The following is a 23,376-nucleotide window of genomic DNA, read 5'->3' as shown; positions in this document are numbered from 1 at the left end:
CTATGTCGTTAATCAGCATGTCCGGCGCCTGGCTCTCTTTCAGCGATGCGCCATTGTTAGACAACACCGAAATTCATATCGAAGACAACGAGCGCGTGTGTCTGGTCGGGCGCAACGGCGCCGGCAAATCCACGCTGCTGAAAATCCTCGGCAAAGAGATCCCGCTGGACGACGGCCGGGTGATCTACGAACAGGATCTGATCGTGGCGCGTCTGCAACAGGATCCGCCGCGCAATATCGGCGGCAGCGTGTTCGATTTCGTGGCGGAAGGCGTCGCGGAGCAGGCGGAACACCTGAAGGCCTATCACGCGATCTCTCACCTGGTGGAAAGCGATCCGAGCGAGAAAAACCTGGCGCGCATGGCGCAAATCATGGAGATCCTCGATCACCAGGGGCTGTGGCAGCTCGACAGCCGCATCAGCGAAGTGCTGCTGCAGCTGGGGCTGAACGGCGACGCCGAGCTTTCCTCGCTGTCCGGCGGCTGGCTGCGCAAAGCGGCGCTGGGCCGCGCGCTGGTGAGCTCGCCGCGCGTGTTGTTGCTCGACGAACCGACCAACCACCTGGATATCGAAACCATCGACTGGCTGGAAGGTTTCCTGAAAGAGTTCGACGGCAGCATCGTCTTCATCTCGCACGACCGTTCGTTTATCCGCAACATGGCGACGCGCATCGTCGATCTGGATCGCGGCAAGCTGGTTTCCTGGCCGGGTAACTACGATCTGTACCTGCAGAGCAAAGAAGAAGCGCTGCGGGTGGAAGAGCTGCAAAACGCCGAGTTCGACCGCAAGCTGGCGCAGGAAGAGGTCTGGATCCGTCAGGGCATCAAGGCGCGCCGCACCCGCAACGAGGGCCGCGTGCGCGCGCTGAAGGCGCTGCGCGTCGAGCGTTCAGAGCGCCGTGAAGTGATGGGCACCGCCAAGATGCAGGTGGAAGAGGCGACCCGCTCCGGCAAAATCGTATTCGAGCTGGAAGACGTCAATTATCAGGTTGGCGAAAAGGTGCTGGTACGCGGTTTCTCCGCCCAGGTGCAGCGCGGCGACAAGATTGCGTTGGTGGGGCCGAACGGCTGCGGCAAAACCACGCTGCTGAAACTGATGCTCGGTCAGCTGAAAGCCGACAGCGGCCGCGTGCACTGCGGCACCAAGCTGGAAGTGGCCTATTTCGACCAGCACCGCGCCGATCTCGATCCGGAGCGCACGGTGATGGACAACCTGGCGGAAGGCAAGCAGGAAGTGATGGTCAACGGCCGTCCTCGCCACGTGCTGGGCTACCTGCAGGACTTCCTGTTCCACCCGAAACGCGCGATGACGCCGGTGAAGGCGCTGTCGGGCGGTGAGCGTAACCGCTTGCTGTTGGCTAAGCTGTTTCTGAAACCGAGCAATCTGCTGATCCTCGATGAACCAACCAACGATCTCGACGTCGAAACGCTGGAGCTGCTGGAAGAGCTGATCGACGGCTATCAGGGCACTGTGTTGCTGGTCAGTCACGATCGTCAGTTCGTTGACAACTCGGTGACCGAGTGCTGGATCTTCGAAGGCAATGGCGTGATCAACGCCTTCGTCGGCGGTTACTACGATGCGCATCACCAGCGCGCGACAGCGAAACCGATTCGTCAGGCGGCGCCGAGCGCGAGCAAACCGGCGGCGGAGAAAAAGGCCGAACAGCCGAAGAAAGCGACGGCCAAGCTGAGTTACAACCTGCTGCGCGAACTGGAACAGCTGCCGCAGCGGCTCGAACAGCTGGAAGCGGAAATCGAAGCGCTGCAGGCGCAGATGAGCGATGCCGACTTCTTCACGCGGCCGCACAGCGAAACGCAAGAAGTGCTGACGGCGTTGGCTAACGCCGAGCAGGCGCTCGAGCAGGCCTTCGCCCGCTGGGAAGAGCTGGAAGCGATGAAAAACGGCTGACCGTTGCGATACCGCCCGCGCGCTGCTGCGGGCGGTATCGACGTGCCGGTGAGCAACGTTATTTAGGAGGAATATGGTGTGTTCCCACAACAATCATCAGCAGCATAGTCATTCCGCACCCTCGGCGGCGCAGCAGGATAACCTGATGCTGTGCCCGCAGTGCGACATGCTGGTGGCGCTGCCGCCGCTGGCCTATGGCAGCAAAGCGGTATGCCCGCGCTGCAAAACCACGCTCAGCGCCCGCTGGGACGAGCCGCGCAAGCGGCCGATCGGTTACGCGCTCAGCGCCTTGTTCATGCTGGTGCTGGCCAACATTTTCCCGTTTATCAACATGCGCGTCGCCGGCCTCGGCAACGAAATCCGGCTGATCCAAATCCCGGAAGTCATGGTGGCGGAAGACTACGCCAGCATGGCCACCTTGTTTATGGTGTTCGTGCAGCTGATCCCGGCGTTTTGCATGGTGGCGATCATCCTGCTGTGCGCCAGGGTGCGCTTGCCGCTGGGTCTCAAAGAGTGGATGGCCCGGGTGCTGTTCCAGTTCAAGACCTGGTGCATGGTGGAAATTTTCCTCGCCGGGGTGCTGGTCAGCTTCGTCAAGCTGATGGCCTACGGCGACATCGGCATCGGCAGCAGCTTCGTGCCTTACTGCCTGTTCTGTCTGCTGCAGGTGCGCGCTTTCCAGTGCGTGGATCGGCGCTGGCTGTGGCAGGATATCGAACCGGCGCCGCGGCTTAATCGCCCGCTGACGGTGGGGCGCACCGGCATGCGCCAGGGCGTGCGCTCCTGCGCGTGCTGCACGGCGATCCTGCCGGCCGATCAGGTGCGCTGCCCGCGCTGCCACACCAAGGGCTACGTGCGTCGCCGCCACAGCCTGCAGTGGACGCTGGCGCTGCTGGTGACCTCTGTCATGCTGTATATTCCGGCCAACCTGATGCCCATCATGGTGACCGAGGCGCTGGGTAACAAGATGAATTCCACCATCATGGCGGGGGTGATCCTGCTGTGGGGGGACGGCTCTTATCCGGTAGCGATGGTGATTTTCATCGCCAGTATCATGGTGCCGTCGCTGAAAATGTTGGCGATCGGTTGGCTGTGCTGGGATGCGAACGGCAGGAAGAAACCGCGCGCCGACAGCGAGCGTATGCATCTGATTTATGAAGTGGTCGAATTCGTTGGTCGTTGGTCAATGATCGACGTGTTTGTGATCGCCGTGTTGTCGGCGTTGGTGCGAATGGGGCAGTTGATGAGCATTTATCCCGCGACGGGCGCCGTGCTGTTCGCGCTGGTGGTGATCCTCACCATGTTCGCCGCCATGACATTTGATCCCCGGCTGACCTGGGATCGCGCAAGTGAAACAATAAACAAGGAGCCGCAAGGTGACGGAAAATAATCATAGCGTCGCGGACGTCGAGAAGATCAAACGCTGGTCGCCGGTGTGGATCATTCCCATCGTGACCGCGCTGATCGGCGCCTGGATCCTGTTTTACCACTTCAGCCATCAGGGGCCGGTGGTGACGCTGGTGACCACGACGGCGGAAGGGCTGGAAGCGGGTAAAACCAAAATCAAAAGCCGCAGCGTTGACGTCGGCGTGGTGGAAACCGTCACGTTGAGCGATGACCTGAGCAAGGTGATGGTGCAGGCGCGTCTCAATTCCGGCATGGAGAAATTGCTGCGCCAGGATTCCGCCTTCTGGGTGGTGAAGCCGCAGATCGGCCGTGAAGGCGTCTCCGGGCTGGGCACGCTGCTCTCCGGCGCCTATATCGAACTGCAGCCGGGCAACAAAGGCAAAGACGGCAAAGACAACTATCAGCTTCTCGATGCGCCGCCGCTGGCTTCCCCGGACGCCAAAGGGTTGCGCATCGTGCTGGACAGCGAGAAGTCAGGCCAGCTCAACGCCGGCGATCCGGTGCTGTTCCGCGGCTATCGCGTCGGGTCGGTGGAAACCAGCTACTTCGATCCTAAAGAGCGCGCCATGCGCTATCAGCTGTTCATCACTGCGCCTTACGATCAGTTGGTCACCACCAACGTGCGCTTCTGGAAAGACAGCGGCGTGGCGTTTGACATGTCGGCACAGGGCATGCGGGTGGAGATGGGCTCGTTGACCACGCTGTTCAGCGGCGGCGTCAGCTTCGATGTGCCGGACGGCTGGGATCGCGGCGAACAGGCGAAAGAAAAGGCGGAGTACCGGTTGTTCGACAACCAGCGTAGCACGCAGGATTCGCTGTATACCGTGCATAAAGACTACCTGCTGTTCTTCTCCGATTCGGTACGCGGCCTGCAGCCGGGCGCGCCGGTCGAGTTCCGCGGCATCCGTCTGGGGACGGTGGCGCAGGTGCCGTTCTATAAAGACGGCATGGCGCAGCGTCTGGATAACGACTACCGCATTCCGGTGCTGATCCGCATCGAGCCGGATCGCTTCCAGAAACAGCTGGGCGGCAACTTCGATATTGAAGGGCACTTGAAAGATGCGGAATCCCGCGGCATGCGCGCCTCGATGAAGTCCGCCAACCTGCTGACCGGTTCGCTGTACATCGATCTCGACTTCTATCCGCAGGAAAAACCGTGGAAAGGGCCGCGCGAGCTGTTCGGTTATCCGCTGATGCCGACCACCAGCGGCGGTCTGGCGCAGATCCAGCAGAAGCTGATGCAGACGTTGGATAAGATTAATTCGATGCCGATCAATCCGATGATCAGCGAAGCGACCAAGACGCTGGCGGAAAGCCAGAAAACCATGAAGTCGACGCAGCAGACCATGAAGTCGTTGAACGACATCATCGCCAGCAAAGAGATGCAGGCGCTGCCGCAGGACATGCAGAAAACGCTGCTGGAGCTGAACCGCAGCATGAAAGGGTTCCAGCCTGGTTCACCGGCTTACAACAAGATGGTGGGCGACATGCAGCGCCTCGATCAGGTCTTGCGTGAGCTGCAACCGGTGTTACGCACCCTAAATGAGAAGAGCAACGCGCTGGTGTTTGAAGCCGCCGGCAGCAATGACCCTCAGCCGAAGAAGGCCACGAAATGATGAAATGGATCCCGGTAGCCCTGGCGCTGTTGCTCAGCGCCTGCAGCAGTTCGCCACAGAAGACTTACTATCAGTTGCCGGCGCTGGGCGCGCCGGCCGTGGCCGGCAGCAGCGCCGCCTCCACGCGCCAGCTGTGGTTGGAGCACGTGAGCGTGGCGGATTATCTGGCGCAGAGCGGCGTGGTGTATCAGACCAACGACGTGCAGTATGTGATAGCCCAGAACAACCTGTGGGCCAGCCCGCTCGATCAGCAGCTGCAGCAAACGCTGGTCACCAACCTCAGCAGCGCGCTGCCGGGGTGGGTGGTCTCTTCGCAGCCGATGAGCAGCGAGCAGGATGTGCTGAACGTGACCATCAGCGGCTTCCACGGCCGCTTTGACGGGAAAGCGATCATTCGCGGCGAGTGGGTGCTGAACCGCCAGGGGCGTTTGATCAAAAGGCCTTTCAACCTGGAGCTGAAACAGGGTGAAGACGGCTATGATGCCCTGGTGCGCACGCTGGCGCAGGGGTGGCAGCAGGAAGCCCAGGCTATCGCAGCACAGATGGGCGGCATTTAGTCATAATTTGGTCTAAAATCGTCTAATCCCTGTCGGCGTGAAAAGTCGTTTTTTCTCGCTGGCAGGGATTTCTATTTCATTTCAATTGGTTAACTCCTTCCTCTGCAGATCAGCCACTTAGCATTTTCCTCGGGCGTAGCTCACAAATATGACATTGGCGTGAATTTTGCGCATTGATCTTCTCTTCTTTTAGCGCTATTGATTACTCGTGGCTGCGCAAAAAGCAGCCATTGTTTTCTTTCCACCAGACCAAAATGAGGGAAACGAGGCATGAAGAGACAGAAACGCGATCGTCTGGAAAGGGCGCATTCGAGAGGGTATCAGGCAGGTATTTTAGGGCGTTCCAGGGAACATTGTCCCTACCAATCATCAGTGGACGCCCGGTCTCAATGGCTGGGAGGTTGGCGAGAAGCCATGGAAGACAGGGCTGTGACCGCTTAAGCGGCTCCCTGTCAAATAAAAGGAATAACCTCCGCCCCTTGGCGGAGGTTTTTGTTTCAGGCGCTTATTCATCCCGCCAGCGTTTCAACAAAATACTCGCATTCACGCCGCCAAAGCCGAAGCCGTTTGATAAGGCGTAGGTCATGTTCATCGATTCCGCCTGTTTCGCGACCAGATGCAAACCTGCCGCCGCCGGGTCGGGGTTATCCAGATTTAGCGTGGCAGGGGCTATCTGATCGCGCAGAGCCAAGGCGGTAAAGATGGTTTCCAGCCCGCCGGCGGCGCCCAGCAGGTGCCCCGTCGCTGATTTTGTTGAGGTCACGGCGACAGTCCCGGCCGTGCCAAACAGGTGTTTGATGGCGTTGATTTCGCCCAAATCCCCTACGGGTGTCGACGTCGCGTGCGCATTTAAATGCTGTACCTCCTCGGGAACGACGTTCGCCTGCTTCAACGCGATTTTCATCGCCCGATAGGCGCCGTTGCCGTCTTCAGCGCCGGATGTCATATGGTAGGCGTCGGCGCTGGTGCCATAGCCGACGATTTCCGCGAGCGGGGTGGCGCCGCGCGCCAGTGCGTGTTCCAGCGTTTCAATGACCAGCATGCCGGCGCCTTCCCCCATGACAAATCCGTCCCGGGCGCTGTCGAAGGGCCGAGAGGCCTGTTGCGCCAATTCGGCCGGAGCGGTGGACATGGCGCGCGCGGCGGCGAACCCGCCCAGGCTGACGGTATCTATCGCGGCTTCGGTACCGCCGCACACGGCGATATCGGCTTCATCATTGCGGATCATACGCACTGCGTCGCCAATGGCTTGCACGCCGGCGGCACAGGCGGTGACCGGCGCGCCAATCGGCCCTTTGAAGTGGTGTTTGATTGAAACGTGGCCGGCCGCCAGATTGACCAGGAATGAGGGGATGGTGAACGGCGACAGCCGCTTGGCGCCGCGGCTGTCGGTTGTGCGCACCGCCTGGGCAATCGCCGGGAAACCGCCAATACCCGAGGCAATGACGGTGGCTGTGCGCTCTTGTTTTTCGTCCGTATCGGCTATCCAGCCGGCCTGACGAATGGCTTCGTCCGCCGCCGCCATAGCAAACAGGATAAAGCGGTCCATTTTCTTTTGGTCCTTGGGGGCGACGGAGGCGTCGGGGTTGAAGCCCGCTTCAGCATCCTGCGCCAGCGCCGGGACCTGTCCTCCGACCTTTACCGGTAAATCTGCAACGATCTCGTCAGGCAACGCTCGAATGCCGGATTCTCCTTTTAACAAACGTTGCCAGATGGCTTCAACACCGCACCCTAGCGGTGAAACGGCGCCCATGCCGGTAATGACGATACGACGATTGCTCATGATGGCTCCTTGGTAAATTCGGGTAAGTCGGCGAGGCGCCGCTGCCGCATCAGTTCGGCGCGTTGATGTATGCCGTCGCTTGCCGCCGGCCCTGGCGCCAGCGTAATGAACTGCGGCGGCACCGGCTGTTGGGTATCACGATTGACCAACTGGACTTGGATCGGCCGATCGTTGCGTCCGTCGACCAATAGGGCGCTGACGTCCCCGTCGGTCAGATGATTGTTGCCCCATTGTGAGAGCGCCGCCAACACCGGGAGAAAATCGTTGCCGCGCTCAGTAAGCAGGTAGTGATAGCGCACCGGCCGCGTTTGATAACGTTCTTTATACAGAATGCCGTGGGCCACCAAATCCTTCAGGCGACGCGCCAGTAGCGTGGGTGACATCCCCAGACTTTGTTGGAATTCGTCGAACCGGGACAGCCCCTGAAAAGCATCGCGAAGGATCAGGATGCTCCACCATTCCCCCACGCGATCCAATGCACGCGCTACGGGGCAAGGCGCGTCGCTAAAGCGGGTTTTTTGCATACCTTCCTCAATAAGTACAATAATTGTAGTTACTATAATAGTCATGTTAGAGGATCTTGAGGGGCAAGAGAATAACCGGATGCAAAAAAACCGCTATCGCACTGATGCGGGTATTGAGGGAGGCCGCCTTTCAGGCTGCCTGTTGCTTTGGCCGCTTCGGGTAAGCATAGGGCAGAGAGCGGTGGGGGAAGGCATTTCGGTGTCGGGCGATGAAATAAGGAGCACCCAGCGTCAATGCCAGCGTGATGCGATATTTCATATCGCCCGATAGCGCATCTTTGCTATCGGCCCTAACCCTCTTTGATGAGAACTGAATAATAAGATGATGCTAACGGCGGCTAAAAAGAGGGGCGGGAGTCTTTGAAAGGCCGGGAAAGGATAAGAGAAAGAAATGCCATCACGTCGAACATGACGGCATGCGAAGAACGTTAGAGAGAAGGCAGTGGCCGCCTTCTCGTCAGCGTGATTAGAACGCGGTGGTGTCTTTGAACAGGCCCACTTTCAGATCGGTGGCGGTATAGATCACTTCACCGTCAACCAGCACTTCGCCATCGGCGACGCCCATGATCAGCTTGCGGGTGATGACGCGTTTGAAGTTAATACGATAGGTTACCTTTTTCGCGGTCGGCAGCACCTGGCCGGTGAACTTGACTTCACCGACGCCCAGCGCGCGGCCTTTGCCTTCGCCACCGAGCCAACCGAGGTAGAAACCGACCAGCTGCCACATCGCATCCAGGCCCAGGCAGCCCGGCATGACCGGATCGCCGATAAAGTGGCAACCGAAGAACCATAGGTCCGGATTAATATCCAGCTCCGCTTCCACATAACCTTTGTTGTGAGTCCCGCCGTCTTCGGTCATTTTGACCACGCGGTCCATCATCAACATGTTACCCGCCGGCAACGGCGGGCCACCGGCGCCGAACAGCTCGCCGCGGCCGGATGCTTCGAGGTCTTCTTTCGTATAGGAATCGCGTTTATCTACCATGTTCTCAGTAAGCCTTATTTTAATGAAGGACGCAGGTTAGCTAACACGTGTACGCTGAACAAGTCCGATCAGCCGTGGTTGAACCAGTTGAGCCAGCGTAGCGGCCATGGACGGCGGCGTTCCTGCAGGCTCACCTGCGCAATCCGTTCCTGAATGGCCGCCAACAAATTCGGCTGTTGTTCGTCAGAGTAGAGGCAACCGGTGAGCAAAGGCAAGGCTTCCGCTGCGCTCTCTACCGCCCACAGGTGGAATTGCCCCTCGCGCACCGCGTCAACGACATCCTGACGCAGGCACAGGTGGCGCACGTTGGTCACGGGCAGTATGACGCCCTGTTTGCCCGTCAGGCCGCGGCGTAAACAAACCTCGAAGAAACCTTCGACCTTTTCGTTAACGCCCCCTATCGGCTGTACGTTGCCGAATTGGTCAACGGAGCCGGTGACGGCGATCTGTTGTGTGATCGGCTGCTGTGACAGGGCGCTGATCAGGGCGCACAGTTCAGCCAGCGAGGCGCTGTCGCCGTCCACTTCACCGTAAGATTGTTCAAAGACGATCGAGGCGGAGAAGGGCAGCTGCTGATCCAGGTCCAGTTCGGCGATCACGAACGCTTGCATGATCATCATACCTTTAGCGTGCAGGTTGCCGCCCAGCTCGGCCTTGCGTTCGACGTCGGTAAATTCGCCGTCGCCGAGATGCACAACGCAACTGATGCGCGACGGTTCGCCGAAGCTGCGTGGGTGGCCGGGATAATCCAGGACTGACAGGCCGTTGATTTGCCCAACCACTTCACCCTCGGTCTCGATCAGGATCTGACCCAGTTCGATCTCATCCTGCATACGCTCGGCGAGATAGCTTTCACGCCATTCGCGGGCATTCAATGCCGCTTCAAACGCTTTGGCCGTAATGCGGTCTTCTTCGGCATATAGTGCCGCTTCGGACAACTGCTGCCCAAGCCAAACCGGCGAGAGTGGCAGGATGCCCTGATCGCCACTATAACGCACCGCCTGAACGATCAGCGGCAGCCAGGCATCGGCCGCCAACATCGGTAACTGCCGCTCGGCGATCACACCGTTGACGTAGCCGCACCACTGCGCCATATCATCAACTTCAGTCAGTTGCAGATCGTCTTCATATTCGCCATAGACCGCTTGTTCACTCAGTTCTGGCTCGATATCGTGGAAATCGGCCAGGCCGTGGCGGTCGCCGACCACAATCAGCCGCAGGTCCAGCGGCATCGACGGAATGGCGACCGGCAGCGGGCGGGTTTCGTCAGGCGAAACCCAATGGAACTGACGCTGGCCGATCATTTGCTTCAACCGCAGCCATAGCAACGGCTGGGCCAGCAGCGCCCGGGCTGACAGGATCAGAATACCGCCGTTGGCCTGGTGCACCAGGCCGGGCTGCAGAGTGATGTCGCCATTGTGGATCCGCACGCAACCAAACAGCTGCTCCGGTTCAATCCACTCCTGGAACACGCAAGCACCGCCGGCAGCGAAAGGTTCATCGCCATGGCTGGCAGGCTCTACGCTGACCTTGCCATCCTGAATGACGTAGTGGCTGCCGCGGCATGCCGTGTTTTGCGGCAGCAGTGGTTTGACGGCGTTAGCGATCAGTTCCAGGTATTCTCGCGTTTCTTGCGCTTTCAACAGCATGAATCGCGGTGGCGATTGGGGGTGACAAAATAGCGTCAGGGCATTTTCCAGCCGAGGCTGAATGGCGGAAAAGGGCACGGGTGCCAACTGAGCGGCGGTATCAAATATCGCCTGATAAGGCGTTACGTCCGGCAATAAAGATTGCCATTCAAGTCGGTTATTGGTCAAAGTGTTAGATGCAATCGTTAAAAAGGGAAAGGGCGATTATACAAGAATAACGGCAGCTTGATACATGTGGAGTGCCAGTTGGCATCAGGGAGTTTGACATCGCGCGATGACTGTGCAAAAAACAGTCTAAAAGACGGCTTAATTGCCGGGGAAATTCGGCGTAAAGCTGTTATGCTTATTTGAAGTTACGCGGTCACTGAAGAGCTCAAGATGAAATATCAGCAACTGGAAAATCTGGAGAGCGGTTGGAAATGGAAGTACCTGGTGAAGAAGCACCGGGAAGGGGAACTCATTACCCGCTACATTGAAAACAGCGCTGCTCAGGAAGCGGTTAACGAGCTGCTGAAGCTGGAAAATGAGCCGGTAAAGGTACTTGCATGGATTGCCGCTCATATGAATCCGGATCTGGATAACCGGATGAAACAAACGATCCGCGCCCGCCGCAAACGTCATTTTAACGCAGAACACCAGCATACGCGTAAAAAATCTATCGATCTGGAGTTTTTGGTTTGGCAACGTTTGGCTGCCCTGGCGCGTCGTCGCGGCGTGACGCTGTCGGAAACCGTCGTGCAGCTTATCGAAGATGCTGAGCGCAAAGAGAAGTATGCGAATCAGATGTCGTCGTTGAAAGAAGACCTGAAGGCGATTCTCGGCAAAGAACCTAAATAAACGGGGCAGAGCGCCTTCGTTGCACCAGGCCTTGAATGCTCTGACAAAAACAGGACGAAAAAAAACCCCGCATTGCGGGGTTTTTTATTAGGCGAGTAAACTTAGCCCTGAGGCTGAGTTACAACGTCTTTGATACCTTTAACTTCGATCTCTACGCGACGATCTGGTGCCAGGCAAGCGATCTGAGCTTTGGTAGCGCGGCCAGATTTGTAGCCACAGGTGTTGCCAGTAACTGGCTCTGCTTCACCCATACCACGTGCAGAGATTTTGTCTGACGGGATGCCTTTGGAGACCAGGTAGTCAACAACGCTCTGTGCGCGTTTTTCAGACAGTTTCTGGTTGTACTGGTCAGAACCAACGGCGTCGGTGTAACCCAGAACCACTACGGAACCGTCTTTAGGATCCATGGAGCTCAGTTGGGTATACAGCTGATCCAGAGCCTGCTGGCCTTCTGCTTTCAGAGTAGACTTGTTGAAGTTGAACAGCACGTCAGACTTCAGAGTGAAACGCTTGGTTTCAACAACTGGAGCCGGAGCTGGAGCTGGAGCAACTGGAGCAACTACGTCATCCTGACCGAAGCGGTAAGAAACGCCCAGGCTCAGCATGGTGTTGTCTGGACGCGCGCCAACGGTACCTGCGTCACCGATGTTGCTTACGAACTGGTAGTCCAGGCGAGTAGCCCAGTTTTTGGTCAGTGCGTATTCAACACCAACAGCAGCCAGCGGAGAAACGCCGGTGTCGTGGTCGCTCAGACGCTGACCAGTACGGCCGTAGTTCGCTTTGGAGTCTGCGCGCCATACCATACCACCCAGACGAGTGTAGATGTCCAGATCGTCAGCAATTGGGTAGCTCAGTTTAGCGGCCAGTTGAACGCCCTGCGCTTTGAAAGCACCGTTGTTCACGCTGCCTTTGTAAGGCATGCGGCCCAGCCAGTCATAGCCCAGTTCGAAGCCCAGATATTGGTTTGCCTGGTAGCCCAGGAACGCGCCTGCACCCAGCTGATCTTTATGGGTTGGGCCATTGCCGATACCGTTCTGGTAACCGTTACCGTAGAAACCAGTGTCGTGGTACTGGGACCAGCCCAGTTTAGCACCGGTGTACCAGGTGTTATCTTTTGGAGCGGCTTGCGCTACGGTAGCGAAACCTGCCAGTGCCACTGCTAATGCGATAGCTGTCTTTTTCATTTTGCGCCTCGTTATCATCCAAATAGGCAATGAGCTTTAAAGCTGTTTAAGCCCTTGGTTAAATTCCTTCGCCAAGGTTTAAGCCCTCGTTTGTTACTCGCCAGTTTTTCTGACGTTATAGAGCAACCTTGGCGATGTAAAGTCTACAACGTGGCGCGAAAGTTACAAGTGTGATGTGATAAGGCTCTAAAAAAAAACGCAGAATCGTACATATTTGCTAACATTCTCCGCTCAAAAAAGCGGCGATCAACAGGGCGTTTTTCCTTGCCGAACCGCGGCCGGACTAGCTTTTTGCCTTATCCCGCAAAGGTTCCCTTTACGGGGTGCGAAAATGATGGGAAAAATCCTAAATTTACTTAATGATACAAAGAAGAGTGAATTTTTAGGGTAGAACACTGTCCGTGAGTCGGGCTAATGTCACGTTGTGGACGCATGATAAACCCGTATGCGTTACCCAATTCTGCCGCTCGTCTTAATTTTAGACGATCCTCCTCTGTTAGCTCGGGCAACCAGCCGAGAACCACGCTGTAATTCCCCGTTTGCAGCGCTTTTTCCATTGCCTCAACCGTATTCACCGGGCTGATCTGGCTCAATTGCACCACTTTATCCACCGGCAGGCCGGATTGCTGCAGCCACTGTTTACTTAATTTTTGCTGCGGCGTGAGCCACAGAAGCCAGCGAGACTGCTTGCCCAGTTGCAGCAGCAGGGGCAACAGCAATTGAGCCACTGCGGGCTGGCGCTCGTTGTAAACAAGTTCACTGATCAAGCCATTCTCTTTGCCGACATCCGTGTTCTTCGCAACATTGCGCGTTGTATAAGAGCCATGGCCGAAATGAGGTTGGTAGAGTGATTGAGTACGCATAAAGTTCCCGCCCGTCGTGTTACTGTATGTTTATACAGTATCCCTGATTTAGGATAAGATCAACCCAAATTTTCGTAGCGGCTCGCATAATTGCGATCATTTTTTGTACCGATGGTTTTTGTGATTGGCAGGCGGGCGGATAGTGCGTATTTTTCTAATTAGTTGTTCACGTTACTTTTTTCATTGATGAGAGAAATAATACGGCCAGAACCTAAAGGCCAGAACCTAAAAAGGAGGAACGCTATGAAAAGGATGTCGACGAGAAGAATCGCGCAGGCTAAAAATTGCTTTGCGGCATTGGGGGCCATCACGACTCGGTCGCAGTTCGGCGGTTACGGTCTGCTGGCTGAGGGCGTCATGTTTGCGGTGATAGCGGAGGGGGAGCTGTATTTGCGGGCTACGGCAAGCATGGAACCCGCCTTTCGCGCCCGCGGAATGGTCAATATGGTCTATTCCAAACGCGGTGTGCCCATTACCTTGCGCTATTACTGGGTTGACGAGTCGCTGTGGCGGGAACGCAACGAGCTGGTGGGGCTGGCCTGGCAGGCTGTCAGGGAGGCGCGCCGGGAGCAGCGGCTTAAGGCTGGCGATCATGGCCGACTGAAGGCATTGCCGAATATTGACGTCAATATGGAACGTCTGCTGTGGCGAGCGGGCATTCGCAACGCTTATGACCTACGGCTGCATGGCGCCAAACGCAGCTATCTCCGTTTATTGAAACAGCAGACTAATTTGGGGCTACGAGTGCTGCTGTCGCTGGGCGGGGCGATAGCCGGTTATCATCAGGCGGCGTTGCCGGCCGAATTACGCAGCGAGCTAGTGCGTTGGTTCGATCATACGATGGCGATGCGCCGCCATGGGCATGAGCCGGTTATTCAGGGCCCATCGTCGGGCCCTGAATAGTTAGGCTGCCTTATTGATTTGGGCATGCAGCGCGGTGAGCTCCGGCAGCAGCTCGAGCACCAATCCCACCTGCTGCAAGACCAATTGTTCTTTGCTTTCAGGTTCCGGAACGGCTTTGCTGATGCGCTCCGCCAGCTGTTCCAACGCCTGCGCAATGCGCTGGCTGTTCCGTTCTTCCTGATGCAGGGCGCCGTCCACGTAACACACGGCGTCATTGAGCAGATCGAGCGTGGCCGGGGTGTTAAGCCGCTCGCGGTGCGCCCCCAATGCGGAGATATAGCTCAGGAGCGTGTGGTTCAGACAGAGCAAGCGGAAGGCGGCTTCCTGCAGCGCTTTGTCGGCCTTGGGATCGGCTGACATGTTGGAGATGACCGAAGCCAGTTCCGCATCGCTGTTATGGGCATCTCGTCGTGCAATGCGGTAAGCGAGGCCGTTATCCTTACCTTGATGATATTGCACCAAAATGGCGTCCAGATAGCGGCAGTTGGCATTCAGCGTTTTATCCACCACCGCCGGCAGTTGGCGGAACTTCCAGTCCGGCCAGATGAAGCTGACCGCCGCCCAGGCGATGGCGCAACCCAATAAGGTATCGTAAACGCGCGGGGCGGCCACTTCGAAACCTTCACCCAACAGGTTAAAGCACAGCAACACAAGCAGCGTGATGAACATCGTTGCATGGGCATACTGTACGGTGCGAAAAGCGAAGAACAAGACACCGGTGATGACGATCAACACCAGTTGCCCTTCTACGGAAGGCACGAAATAGAGGATTGGCAGGCCGATCAGGATACCTGCCAGAGTGCCGATGATGCGCAGTGCCAGGCGCCGGCGGGTGGCGTTGTAGTTCGGTTGGCAGACGAACAGGCTGGTCAGCAGGATCCAGTAACCGTGCTGCATACCGGTGAACTGGATAAAGGCGTAACCGACGCACAGCACCGCCGACATGCGGATCGCATGGCGGAACAGGGCCGACTGCGGCGTTAAATGGCGGCTGATGCGCAGCCGGATGTCGCTCCAACCGGTTAAGCGATCGTCGGCCAGGCTGTTCTCTTCCGCTTGTCCGCTCGCCAGCGTTTGCTCGGACTCGATATTGGCCAACTGCGCATCTATCGCATGCAGGTTTTTCAGCAGATGCGCCAGCGCCTTGGTCTGTTCGCTATTGCCCTGGGTTTCGGCGATGCGTGCCAAGGCCTCCTGAATGCGGCTGAAGGCTGGCTCAAAACGCGGGTTGTGCTGGTATTTTTGCCGCAGCAGGATCGATTGTGCCAGCTGGCGGCAGGCGCGCGCCTGCATGCTCAGCAAACGCTGGAAGCGGAATAAAATATCGCTGTGACGGAATTGCCGGCTGAGCGCGTGGTACTGAACGTGGGAAGAGCTGGCGCGTTCGTGGATATCCTGCGCGACAAAATAGTAGTGCAAGGTGCGGCGGGTGCCGCGCTGGCCGCGATCGCCTTTCAGGCGCGTCAGCAGCGAGGCTTTGGTCTGGTTCAGCAACGCGACCAACGCGCTGTTGGCCATTGCGACGTCCATCCATGGCAGATCGGCGTCGCGTTCGGCGTCGGGATCGAACAGGTTGGCTTTGGCGTCCAGATAATTGGCCAGTTGATCGTAACAGCGCGCCAGGTTTTCTTGCAGCGGTCGGATCGGGAACAGCAGGTGGCCCGCCAGCGTCAGCAGGTTGTACCACAATGCACCGATCACCAGCAGCAGCGGTTGCTGATACCAGGCATCGTACATGGAAGTGCCGAGCATGGTGTAAACCGCGATCAGCAGCGCACCGAAGGCGATGGTGGCGTAACGTTGCCCCAAGGCGCCCAGCAGGATAAAACCGCAGGTCGAGGTGGTTAAGCCAAGCGCGAACAACCAAGGGTAGGGAAACAGCAGCTCAATCGAGGCGGAAGCAATAAAGAAGCATACCAACGTGATCAGCAGATTGCGTAATCTGCCGGCCAGGCGGTCGTCCAAATCAGTCAGGGCGGCTGCCACCACGCCCAGCGTTAACGGGATAGTCAGCTTGGGAATGCCGAGCCACCAGGGAACGGCGGTGGTGCCGATCAGCGCAATGAGGATGCGCAAGTGATACAGCAGGTTGCTGTTGTAAGTATAACGACGAACTGCGGGTGCAAAAGAGAGCACGAAAAACTCCTCAAACGGAGAAAAAATTAACGCTGTTGATAGTGACGGCGAGCATTCTCAATACGGGCTTGCTGAGCCATTTCTACCGAGACGACGCGGCGTCCCACCGGCCACAGTGCGATGGCGGCTATTTTGAAATTGGCGATGCCGACCGGAATGCCGATGATTGAAACGCATTGCACGATACCGGCGGCGATGTGTGACAGACACAGCCACCAGCCGAACAGCACCAGCCAGATAATGTTGAGCAGTGAGCCGCCGGCGGAGAGCAGCGCATTGCTTTTTTCCGGATACAGTTCATCGACGTGTATCGCTTCGTTGCCGAACGGCACCAGCGACAGCTTGGTGATTTCCCAACAGGAGCGGGTAAGCGGCAGTGTGATGACAAGCAGCACGCTGAACACTGTAGCAATAAGCCAGCCTAGCGTGGTGAAGAAACCGCCCAACACAAAATTAAGAATATTCAGTACAGTACGCATAGACGTCATTCTGCTCTAATGATAGCCAAACCGCGATGCGGGCGTATTCACGATAAAAACGCAAAATCTATTCTACCCTTTTTTTAGCGCTAGAGTGCCACTGCTTATCGCAGGTAAACTGGCAGATATCCGTTATTTAATCTCAACATAGTCATGGCGCGACGATATGGAACTTAAAGCGACATCGCTGGGGAAACACCTGGCTCAGCACCCTTATAACCGCGTGCGGTTGCTGCACGCCGGCGTTGAGGTGAGCGGGGAAAAACATGAATACCTGATCCCCTTCAATCAACTGATTCAGGTCAGGTGCAAGCGTGGCATCGTCTGGGGCGAGCTGGAATTTGAATTACCGGACGAAAAAGTAGTGCGGCTGCACGGCACCGAATGGCAGGAAACGCAGCGTTTTTATCACTTTCTTCAGCAGGCGTGGCAGCAGTGGAGCGCCGAAATGAGCGACGTCAGCGCCGGCGTGTTGCAACAGCAGGTGGCGCAGATTAAGCGCATTGAGCAACAAGATAAATGGTTCAAAAAGTCTGAGTTGGGCAAGTTGCAGCAGCAAATTCGCGAGGCTTTCTCCGCGCTGCCGATGCCGGTGGCGCGCCTGGAGGAATTCGATAACTGCCGGGCTGATTACCATCTGTGTTTGCAATGGTTGCAGCAGGGGGGGCGCAGCATCGAGCAACGCAACCGGCAGTGGACCGAGCGCATGCTGGATCAACACCATGATTTCTTCCAGACCGTCGAGAGTTCGCCGCTCAACGACGCCCAGAGCCGGGCGGTGGTCAATGGCGAGGATTCCGTGCTGGTGTTGGCCGGCGCCGGCAGCGGCAAAACGTCGGTGCTGGTGGCGCGCGCTGGCTGGCTGCTGCGTCGTCAGGAGGCTGAGCCGGGTCAAATCTTGCTGTTGGCGTTCGGCCGTCAGGCCGCCGGCGAGATGAACGACCGCATCAAAGAACGTTTGGGTGATGTCGGTGTTCAGGCCAAGACCTTCCATGCCTTGGCGCTGCAAATCATTCAACAAGGCAGCCGCAAAGCGCCGGCCATCAGCCGGTTGGAAACCGATGCCAAAGCGCGCAAAGAGCTGCTGATCACCCATTGGCGCCAACAGTGCGCGGAGAAGAAAGCGCAGGCCAAGGGGTGGCGTCAATGGTTGACCGAAGAGCTGGAATGGGAAGTGCCGGAAGGCGACTTCTGGCAGGATAAGCGCCTGGCGGATCGCCTGGCAAGCCGGTTGGAACGCTGGTTGGGGCTGATGCGCATGCATGGCGGCAGCCAGGCGGAAATGATCGAGCAGGCGGATGAAGAAATCCGCGATCTGTTTTCAAAACGCATCAGGCTGATGGCGCCGCTGCTGAAAGCCTGGAAAAGCGCCTTGAAAGAGGAAGGGGCGGTGGACTTCTCCGGCCTTATCCATCAGGCGGTCAACATTCTCGACAAGGGGCGCTTCGTCAGCCCGTGGAAACATATTCTGGTCGACGAGTTTCAGGATATCTCACCGCAGCGTGCGCTCTTGCTGGCGGCATTGCGCCGACAGAACAAGCAGACCTGCCTGTTTGCTGTAGGGGATGACTGGCAGGCGATTTATCGCTTCAGCGGCGCAGAACTGACGTTAACCACGGCCTTCGCCACGAACTTCGGCGAAGGCGCGCAGTGCGCGCTGGATACCACCTATCGTTTCAATGAACGCATCGGCGAGGTGGCCAACCGGTTCGTGCAGCAGAACCCGCACCAGCTGAAAAAACCGCTCAATAGTCTGAGCAAGGGCAATAAAAAGTCGGTGACGATCCTGCCGCACGAGCAGTTGGAGCCGCTACTGGACAAGCTGAGCGGCTACGCCAAGCCGGATGAGCGCATCCTGGTGCTGGCGCGTTACCACCATCTGAAACCGGAAGCGCTGGCGAAAGCGGCCACCCGCTGGCCAAAGCTGGATCTGGAGTTTATGACCATCCACGCCAGCAAGGGGCAGCAGGCGGAATACGTCATCATCGCCGGTTTGCATGAGGGGCGTGACGGCTTCCCCGCCGTGGCGCGCGAGTCGGTGTTGGAAGAGGTGTTACTGCCGCAGCCGGAGGACTTTCCGGATGCTGAAGAGCGCCGTCTGCTGTATGTCGCGTTGACTCGCGCCAAACATCAGGTATGGCTGTTGCAGGATCGTGAACGTCCTTCGGTGTTCGTCGACCACCTGCGTGAGCTTGGCGTTCCGGTGCAGAAAAAACCGTAAGCAGCTGGCCTGGCGGTAGCCAGGCCGAAAGGACTATTTCAGGCGGTCTTGCAGGTAACGCTGATAGTCGGGGATGGCGATCGCCACCTCGCTTTTGAACAGCGGAGAGTCAATCAAAAAATCAGCGGTCGAACGGTTGGTCGCTACCGGAATATTCCAGACGGTCGCCAGCCGCAGCAGCGCCTTCACGTCGGGATCGTGAGGAACCGCGTTCAGCGGATCCCAGAAGAAGATCAGCATGTCTATCTTGCCTTCCGCAATCAGTGCGCCGACTTGCTGATCGCCACCCATTGGGCCGCTCAGCATGCTGGTGACGGGAATGCCGCTGGCACGCTGGATCAGGTTGCCGGTGGTGCCGGTGGCGTACAACTGGTGCTGCGCCAGAATGGTCTTGTGGCTTTCAACCCATTCCAGCAGGGCCTGTTTGCGGTGATCGTGCGCCACCAGCGCAATGTGTTTGCGCTCGGCGATAGTGCGGGTGGTCAATTCCATCTCAGTGTCCTTCGCTAATCGGTGATGTGCGACAGATTACTGAAACTGTTTTTCACTGCCTAGCGTTTGCAGTTGAAAATGCGAAGAAAAGGCGCCTTCGCGGCTAAGGCGCCGGAGGGATCAGCGAACCGGTTGTTTGTTGGCCCAGTGCAGGAAGCGCTTCTGGGTTTCCTTGTCCGCCTGTTGGAACCAGTATTGCAGCATCTGTTCCGACACGTTTTCACCTTTCAGCGTCACCGTCGGGGCATTCACTGGTGCGCCGGCCGGCAGGGAGGCTGTTGTGTTGCCTGCGTTCGGCTGGACGAAAAGCGGGACGGAAGCCGGGCGGTTTTGGCGGTTGTAATCCGTCATCACCTTTTCCAAATCGGCATTGAAGGTGACGCTGTCGGGATGCAGCACATCATGCTGGAACGGCAGGGCATTACCCTCTTTATCCACTACCCGATAGTTCAGCGTTTTATCGAAGCGTTGCGCGTCACGATCGTTCTCGATGCGCGGCAGTTCGATCGCCACCTGACTGATCTTTTGCGTATTGAAGGTGGCAACCAGCGGCAGGGACGCATAGGCCTGCGTATGCTGGCCGGAACGTACGGTTTTGGTCACTTTAAACAGCAGCTGGTGCTGTCCGCCATCCAGTTCAAGGCTGTCGGCGCCTTTTAACAACGAACCTGTCATTTTCTTGCCGTCGACCACCAGCAGATCGATGTCCGGGGAGAGTTTCAGGGTCGTAGCCGCGGCAGGCATGCTGATGCTGAGCAACGCCGCAACCACCAGACCAAATTTCATCATTATCTCCTTATAAAGTGACGTAGCTCTAAGTGTTGAACATGGCATAGGTTGTGTCAAAATTTTTCAATCGGGTATTTTATTTACATTTTTACATATTTATTTGTAATTAGACACGTCTGTGCGTGGCTGAACCGCGACAGCCTCAGACCATAAGATTACGCTGAAGTTTCCTGCGCGTAGCGTTTAGCTGCGCGAATGCCGATCGGTTACACTCGAAACGGAAGAGTGACGCAGTGATAAACGGGAGTTGAAGATGCAAGATCAAGAGATTGTTGAGTTATTGCAGCAGGTGAAAACCATCGCGCTGGTGGGCGCCAGCGATAACCCGTCGCGGCCCAGCTATGGGGTGATGGCTTATCTGTTGTCGCAGGGATATCAGGTGATCCCGGTGAGCCCAAAACTGGCGGGGCAGACGCTGTTGGGGCAGCCGGTTTATGCCACGCTGGCCGCCATCCCGCAGCCGGTCGATATGGTCGACGTTTTTCGCAATTCGGAGGCAGCCTACGGCGTGGCGCAAGAGGCGATAGCGATCGGCGCCAAGGCGCTGTGGTTGCAGATCGGCGTGATTAATGATCAGGCGGCAGTGCTGGCGCAACAGGCTGGGCTGCAGGTGGTGATGGATCGCTGCCCGAAAATCGAAATCCCGCGTTTGGGGCTGGAGCGCTAAATAAAAAGAGCCCGGCGCGATGCCGGGCTCTTTCAGGGTTTCTCAGGTCTTGGCGCGGTCAATTGCGCAAGCGTGGCGCCTGTAACTGGTGACGGATGGATTCCGCCAGTTCATCCAGCGATGGTTGCTCGGGATGCGCTTCCTGGGGCTCGCCATCCAGCTGCGCTTCCGCCAGATAGGTATGCACCGGTTGGCCTTCCTCGTCTTCCATCACCACGTGGTACCAAGGAGCGGAACGCAGTTCATCGTTCGCCGCTATCTCGTCAGCTTTGGGTTGTTCCAAAGAGTATTCAGGGTCGATATCGATAACGACGCCCAAATACCCCAGCAGTTTATGCCTAACCTGTTGTCCGATACCGAATTTGCTGGCAATCATGATGACCTCCTGAGAAACAATGCCTTGCTCATATATGGGGGCAAGGCAGCGCATTTCAAGTTACATCACCCGACAAGCGAAGCCTTTCAGATACAGCCCCTCAGGGTACGTGGCGATCACCGGGTGATCGGCAGCCTGGCGGAACTGTTCTATAAATTGTACATCACGTCCGGCATCTACAGCGGCGTCGGCCAAAATTTTCTGGAACAGATCGGTCGGCATCAGCCCGGAGCAAGAGAAGCTGAGCAGAATGCCGCCCGGGTTCAGCAGCTGCAGCGCCAGCATATTAATGTCTTTGTAGCCACGGCAGGCGCTGGCCAGCTGGTTTTTGTTCTCGACGAACTTCGGCGGATCCATGATGATCAGATCGAATTTCTCGCCCTGGGCGCGGTAGTTGCGCAGCAGTTGGAACACGTCATCGCGAACGAACTCTGCCTTGTTCAGCTCCAACTTGTTGAGCTCGACGTTCTGTCTGGCGATATCCAGCGCCGCCTGCGAGGTATCTACACTGATCACCTGCGCGCAGCCGCCCATCAGAGCGGAAACGGCGAAGGCGCCGGTGTAGGAGAAGCAGTTCAGCACCCGGCGGCCGGCAGAGTAGTTACGCGCCGCCAGGCGGCTGTCGCGCTGATCGAGATAGAAACCGGTCTTGTGCCCTTGCTGAATGTCCACCAGCAGTTTCATGCCGTGTTCGGTGATCGGCAGCAGCTCCGGCGGCAGATCGCCCAGCACCGGACCCTGCGCCAGCGGCAGGCCTTCTTTTTTACGCACCGCCACGTCGGAACGGTCGTAAATTGAACATTCCGGGTAACAATGCTGCAGAGCGGAAAGCAGAGCCGGGCGCTGATATTCGGCGCCGGCGGACAGCAGCTGCAGCACCAGGAAATTCTGGAAGCGATCGATAGTGATGCCCGGCAGGCCGTCGGATTCGCCGGCGATCAGGCGGTATCCGTCCAGGCCGTCGCGCTGCGCGACCCAATCACGCCAGCTTTGCGCTTGCTGCAGGCGGCGAATGAAGAAATCGATGTTAATCTCTTCATCCTGCTGGAAAGTCCAGACGCGTGCGCGGATCTGCGACTCGGGCGAATAGGCGCCGCGAGCCAGCCATTTGCCCTGGCTGTCGAGAATATCGATGGTTTCACCGGAGAGCGCTTTGCCCTCGACGCGTTGAACGGCGCCGGAGAATACCCAAGGGTGACGACGGAGTAAGGACTTTTCACGTCCTTTGGCGAGAAACAGGCGTACGGTCATAATTAATAATGCTGCCAGCTAGGATAGAAAGAGTGACACGGCGGTGCAAAGGCACGGCAATGCCATAACGAAAACTGAATTAAGGGGGCGATTATGACACAAGTTTGCATTGCTGCGTATGTGTATGGCGTGGTGCAGGGGGTAGGGTTTCGCTATTCCACTCAGCGGCAGGCCGAGGCGCTGGGGGTGACGGGCTATGCGCGCAACCTTGATGACGGCAGCGTTCAGGTGGTGGCCTGCGGCACACAGGAGCAGGTGGACTCGCTGGTCGCATGGCTGAAGCAGGGCGGCCCGCGCAGCGCGCGCGTCGAACGCGTGCTGGTGGAGCCGCAAGGCGTAGCCGACTACGACGGGTTCGGCATTCGCTATTAAGCGCTCGCCTGCAGCGGCGCTGCGGGCGGAGCGGTCAGATGCATTTTACCGGTTTGGGCAATCCGGCGATCTTGGTGGCCTGTTTGGCCGGCCCTTTCGGGAACAGGCGGTACAGATAGCGGCTGTTGCCTTTTTCTTCACCGTATTTCTGCGCCATGGCTTTGACCAGCATGCGAATAGCCGGTGAGGTATTGAATTCCTGATAGAAGTCGCGCACAAAGCGCACCACTTCCCAGTGTGCTTCGGTGAGCACGATCTCTTCCTGCGCGGCCAGCAGCGGCGCCAGGCCTTCATGCCAGTCGGCGCTGTTTTTCAGATAGCCCTGTGCGTCAGTGTCGATAACCCGACCTTCAAACTCCAACATACTGCCTCGATAAC

General features: G+C 57.5%; 23 protein-coding genes. 10 read left to right on the top strand and 13 right to left on the bottom strand.

The genetic code is table 11. The features are described 5' to 3' along the window. The first annotated feature begins 2 nt into the window (after positions 1-2). The 5 genes from J0X03_RS15065 to rmf all read left to right on the top strand — a co-directional run bounded on the left by J0X03_RS15065 (position 3) and on the right by rmf (position 5,928). A complete protein-coding gene (locus J0X03_RS15065; protein WP_033642586.1) occupies positions 3-1,907 on the top strand; it encodes an ABC transporter ATP-binding protein in 1,905 nt (634 codons plus the stop codon). A 76-nt stretch (positions 1,908-1,983) separates the two neighbouring features. Continuing rightward, on the top strand, positions 1,984-3,297 hold the full coding sequence (pqiA, locus tag J0X03_RS15060) for a membrane integrity-associated transporter subunit PqiA (protein WP_369825817.1): 1,314 nt from the start codon (positions 1,984-1,986) through the stop codon (positions 3,295-3,297). Then, a complete protein-coding gene (gene pqiB, locus J0X03_RS15055) occupies positions 3,284-4,930 on the top strand; it encodes an intermembrane transport protein PqiB (protein ID WP_033642587.1) in 1,647 nt (548 codons plus the stop codon). The genes pqiA and pqiB overlap by 14 nt, the downstream gene beginning before the upstream one ends. Beyond that, entirely contained in the window at positions 4,927-5,487 is a 561-nt protein-coding gene (gene pqiC, locus J0X03_RS15050) for a membrane integrity-associated transporter subunit PqiC (RefSeq protein WP_033642588.1), read from the top strand. Before pqiB ends, pqiC begins: the two co-directional genes overlap by 4 nt. Positions 5,488-5,757: 270 nt before the next feature. Further along, the gene (gene rmf / locus J0X03_RS15045; RefSeq protein ID WP_004928150.1) at positions 5,758-5,928 is read left to right on the top strand and encodes a ribosome modulation factor; all 171 of its coding nucleotides are present in this window, start codon (positions 5,758-5,760) and stop codon (positions 5,926-5,928) included. 64 nt (positions 5,929-5,992) lie between these two features. Here rmf and fabF read toward each other — a convergent pair whose 3' ends face one another. From fabF to J0X03_RS15025, 4 genes are all read right to left on the bottom strand, one after another. After that, positions 5,993-7,270 (bottom strand): beta-ketoacyl-ACP synthase II, encoded by a 1,278-nt coding sequence (gene fabF, locus J0X03_RS15040; RefSeq protein WP_033650690.1) that lies wholly within the window; start codon positions 7,268-7,270, stop codon positions 5,993-5,995. Further along, a complete protein-coding gene (locus tag J0X03_RS15035) occupies positions 7,267-7,794 on the bottom strand; it encodes a winged helix-turn-helix transcriptional regulator (RefSeq protein ID WP_033642590.1) in 528 nt (175 codons plus the stop codon). Before J0X03_RS15035 ends, fabF begins: the two co-directional genes overlap by 4 nt. 466 nt (positions 7,795-8,260) lie before the next feature. Further along, positions 8,261-8,779, bottom strand: coding sequence for a bifunctional 3-hydroxydecanoyl-ACP dehydratase/trans-2-decenoyl-ACP isomerase (gene fabA, locus J0X03_RS15030; protein ID WP_004928144.1), 519 nt, complete (start codon positions 8,777-8,779; stop codon positions 8,261-8,263). A 68-nt stretch (positions 8,780-8,847) separates the two neighbouring features. Then, positions 8,848-10,596 carry an AAA family ATPase gene (locus J0X03_RS15025; protein ID WP_160880176.1) on the bottom strand — a complete coding sequence of 583 codons (1,749 nt, stop codon included), beginning with the start codon at positions 10,594-10,596 and terminating at the stop codon, positions 8,848-8,850. Between the two features lie 210 nt (positions 10,597-10,806). Between J0X03_RS15025 and matP the strand changes: the two genes are divergently transcribed. Further along, on the top strand, positions 10,807-11,265 hold the full coding sequence (gene matP, locus J0X03_RS15020; RefSeq protein WP_033642591.1) for a macrodomain Ter protein MatP: 459 nt from the start codon (positions 10,807-10,809) through the stop codon (positions 11,263-11,265). Positions 11,266-11,366: 101 nt separating this feature from the next. Here the strand turns inward: matP and ompA are convergent, their stop codons facing one another. Together ompA and sulA are read right to left on the bottom strand one after the other, a co-directional pair. After that, entirely contained in the window at positions 11,367-12,449 is a 1,083-nt protein-coding gene (gene ompA / locus J0X03_RS15015; RefSeq protein WP_033644244.1) for a porin OmpA, read from the bottom strand. 356 nt (positions 12,450-12,805) lie between these two features. Next, a complete protein-coding gene (gene sulA, locus J0X03_RS15010) occupies positions 12,806-13,312 on the bottom strand; it encodes an SOS-induced cell division inhibitor SulA (RefSeq protein ID WP_160204158.1) in 507 nt (168 codons plus the stop codon). Positions 13,313-13,555: 243 nt separating this feature from the next. Here sulA and J0X03_RS15005 point away from each other — a divergent pair, with 243 nt between their 5' ends. Then, positions 13,556-14,215: a TfoX/Sxy family DNA transformation protein gene (locus tag J0X03_RS15005; protein ID WP_160204159.1), complete on the top strand. Its 660-nt coding sequence runs from the start codon at positions 13,556-13,558 to the stop codon at positions 14,213-14,215. Here the strand turns inward: J0X03_RS15005 and yccS are convergent, their stop codons facing one another. Continuing rightward, positions 14,216-16,351: a YccS family putative transporter gene (gene yccS / locus J0X03_RS15000; RefSeq protein ID WP_033642594.1), complete on the bottom strand. Its 2,136-nt coding sequence runs from the start codon at positions 16,349-16,351 to the stop codon at positions 14,216-14,218. A 26-nt stretch (positions 16,352-16,377) separates the two neighbouring features. Then, positions 16,378-16,830 (bottom strand): YccF domain-containing protein, encoded by a 453-nt coding sequence (locus J0X03_RS14995; protein WP_025302313.1) that lies wholly within the window; start codon positions 16,828-16,830, stop codon positions 16,378-16,380. 166 nt (positions 16,831-16,996) lie between these two features. Here J0X03_RS14995 and helD point away from each other — a divergent pair, with 166 nt between their 5' ends. Continuing rightward, a complete protein-coding gene (gene helD, locus J0X03_RS14990; RefSeq protein ID WP_160204160.1) occupies positions 16,997-19,051 on the top strand; it encodes a DNA helicase IV in 2,055 nt (684 codons plus the stop codon). A 33-nt stretch (positions 19,052-19,084) separates the two neighbouring features. Here the strand turns inward: helD and J0X03_RS14985 are convergent, their stop codons facing one another. Further along, positions 19,085-19,543 carry a methylglyoxal synthase gene (locus J0X03_RS14985; protein ID WP_033642596.1) on the bottom strand — a complete coding sequence of 153 codons (459 nt, stop codon included), beginning with the start codon at positions 19,541-19,543 and terminating at the stop codon, positions 19,085-19,087. 120 nt (positions 19,544-19,663) lie between these two features. Continuing rightward, positions 19,664-20,329, bottom strand: a complete 666-nt coding sequence (locus J0X03_RS14980; RefSeq protein ID WP_099782773.1) for a DUF2057 family protein — start codon at positions 20,327-20,329, stop codon at positions 19,664-19,666. A gap of 256 nt (positions 20,330-20,585) precedes the next feature. Here J0X03_RS14980 and J0X03_RS14975 point away from each other — a divergent pair, with 256 nt between their 5' ends. Next, entirely contained in the window at positions 20,586-20,999 is a 414-nt protein-coding gene (locus J0X03_RS14975; RefSeq protein ID WP_033642598.1) for a CoA-binding protein, read from the top strand. A 58-nt stretch (positions 21,000-21,057) separates the two neighbouring features. Here J0X03_RS14975 and hspQ read toward each other — a convergent pair whose 3' ends face one another. Both hspQ and rlmI read right to left on the bottom strand, forming a co-directional pair. Continuing rightward, positions 21,058-21,375 (bottom strand): heat shock protein HspQ, encoded by a 318-nt coding sequence (gene hspQ / locus J0X03_RS14970; protein ID WP_004928104.1) that lies wholly within the window; start codon positions 21,373-21,375, stop codon positions 21,058-21,060. Between the two features lie 60 nt (positions 21,376-21,435). After that, positions 21,436-22,626, bottom strand: a complete 1,191-nt coding sequence (rlmI, locus tag J0X03_RS14965; protein WP_072627929.1) for a 23S rRNA (cytosine(1962)-C(5))-methyltransferase RlmI — start codon at positions 22,624-22,626, stop codon at positions 21,436-21,438. 93 nt (positions 22,627-22,719) lie between these two features. On the opposite strand from rlmI, the gene yccX reads away from it, so the two are divergent. Further along, complete coding sequence (yccX, locus tag J0X03_RS14960) at positions 22,720-22,998, top strand: acylphosphatase (RefSeq protein ID WP_160204161.1); 279 nt, start codon at positions 22,720-22,722, stop codon at positions 22,996-22,998. 34 nt (positions 22,999-23,032) lie between these two features. Here the strand turns inward: yccX and tusE are convergent, their stop codons facing one another. Continuing rightward, positions 23,033-23,362, bottom strand: a complete 330-nt coding sequence (gene tusE / locus J0X03_RS14955; protein WP_033642601.1) for a sulfurtransferase TusE — start codon at positions 23,360-23,362, stop codon at positions 23,033-23,035. Between the last annotated feature and the right edge of the window lie 14 nt (positions 23,363-23,376).

The organism is Serratia ureilytica, assembly GCF_017309605.1.
Taxonomy (GTDB): Bacteria; Pseudomonadota; Gammaproteobacteria; order Enterobacterales; family Enterobacteriaceae; genus Serratia; species Serratia ureilytica.
The sequence above is the reverse complement of the archived record's forward strand: the minus strand, read 5'-3'. Positions and strand labels throughout refer to the sequence as shown.

Excerpts from the sequence above, each read along its gene's own strand:
- J0X03_RS15065 (WP_033642586.1), top strand. The coding sequence starts at position 3 with ATGTCGTTAATCAGCATGTCCGGCGCCTGGCTCTCTTTCAGCGATGCG.
- pqiC (WP_033642588.1), top strand. The coding sequence starts at position 4,927 with ATGATGAAATGGATCCCGGTAGCCCTGGCGCTGTTGCTCAGCGCCTGC.
- rmf (WP_004928150.1), top strand. The coding sequence starts at position 5,758 with ATGAAGAGACAGAAACGCGATCGTCTGGAAAGGGCGCATTCGAGAGGG.
- fabF (WP_033650690.1), bottom strand. The coding sequence starts at position 7,270 with ATGAGCAATCGTCGTATCGTCATTACCGGCATGGGCGCCGTTTCACCG.
- J0X03_RS15035 (WP_033642590.1), bottom strand. The coding sequence starts at position 7,794 with ATGCAAAAAACCCGCTTTAGCGACGCGCCTTGCCCCGTAGCGCGTGCA.
- fabA (WP_004928144.1), bottom strand. The coding sequence starts at position 8,779 with ATGGTAGATAAACGCGATTCCTATACGAAAGAAGACCTCGAAGCATCC.
- matP (WP_033642591.1), top strand. The coding sequence starts at position 10,807 with ATGAAATATCAGCAACTGGAAAATCTGGAGAGCGGTTGGAAATGGAAG.
- ompA (WP_033644244.1), bottom strand. The coding sequence starts at position 12,449 with ATGAAAAAGACAGCTATCGCATTAGCAGTGGCACTGGCAGGTTTCGCT.
- sulA (WP_160204158.1), bottom strand. The coding sequence starts at position 13,312 with ATGCGTACTCAATCACTCTACCAACCTCATTTCGGCCATGGCTCTTAT.
- J0X03_RS15005 (WP_160204159.1), top strand. The coding sequence starts at position 13,556 with ATGAAAAGGATGTCGACGAGAAGAATCGCGCAGGCTAAAAATTGCTTT.
- J0X03_RS14995 (WP_025302313.1), bottom strand. The coding sequence starts at position 16,830 with ATGCGTACTGTACTGAATATTCTTAATTTTGTGTTGGGCGGTTTCTTC.
- helD (WP_160204160.1), top strand. The coding sequence starts at position 16,997 with ATGGAACTTAAAGCGACATCGCTGGGGAAACACCTGGCTCAGCACCCT.
- J0X03_RS14985 (WP_033642596.1), bottom strand. The coding sequence starts at position 19,543 with ATGGAATTGACCACCCGCACTATCGCCGAGCGCAAACACATTGCGCTG.
- J0X03_RS14980 (WP_099782773.1), bottom strand. The coding sequence starts at position 20,329 with ATGAAATTTGGTCTGGTGGTTGCGGCGTTGCTCAGCATCAGCATGCCT.
- J0X03_RS14975 (WP_033642598.1), top strand. The coding sequence starts at position 20,586 with ATGCAAGATCAAGAGATTGTTGAGTTATTGCAGCAGGTGAAAACCATC.
- hspQ (WP_004928104.1), bottom strand. The coding sequence starts at position 21,375 with ATGATTGCCAGCAAATTCGGTATCGGACAACAGGTTAGGCATAAACTG.
- rlmI (WP_072627929.1), bottom strand. The coding sequence starts at position 22,626 with ATGACCGTACGCCTGTTTCTCGCCAAAGGACGTGAAAAGTCCTTACTC.
- yccX (WP_160204161.1), top strand. The coding sequence starts at position 22,720 with ATGACACAAGTTTGCATTGCTGCGTATGTGTATGGCGTGGTGCAGGGG.
- tusE (WP_033642601.1), bottom strand. The coding sequence starts at position 23,362 with ATGTTGGAGTTTGAAGGTCGGGTTATCGACACTGACGCACAGGGCTAT.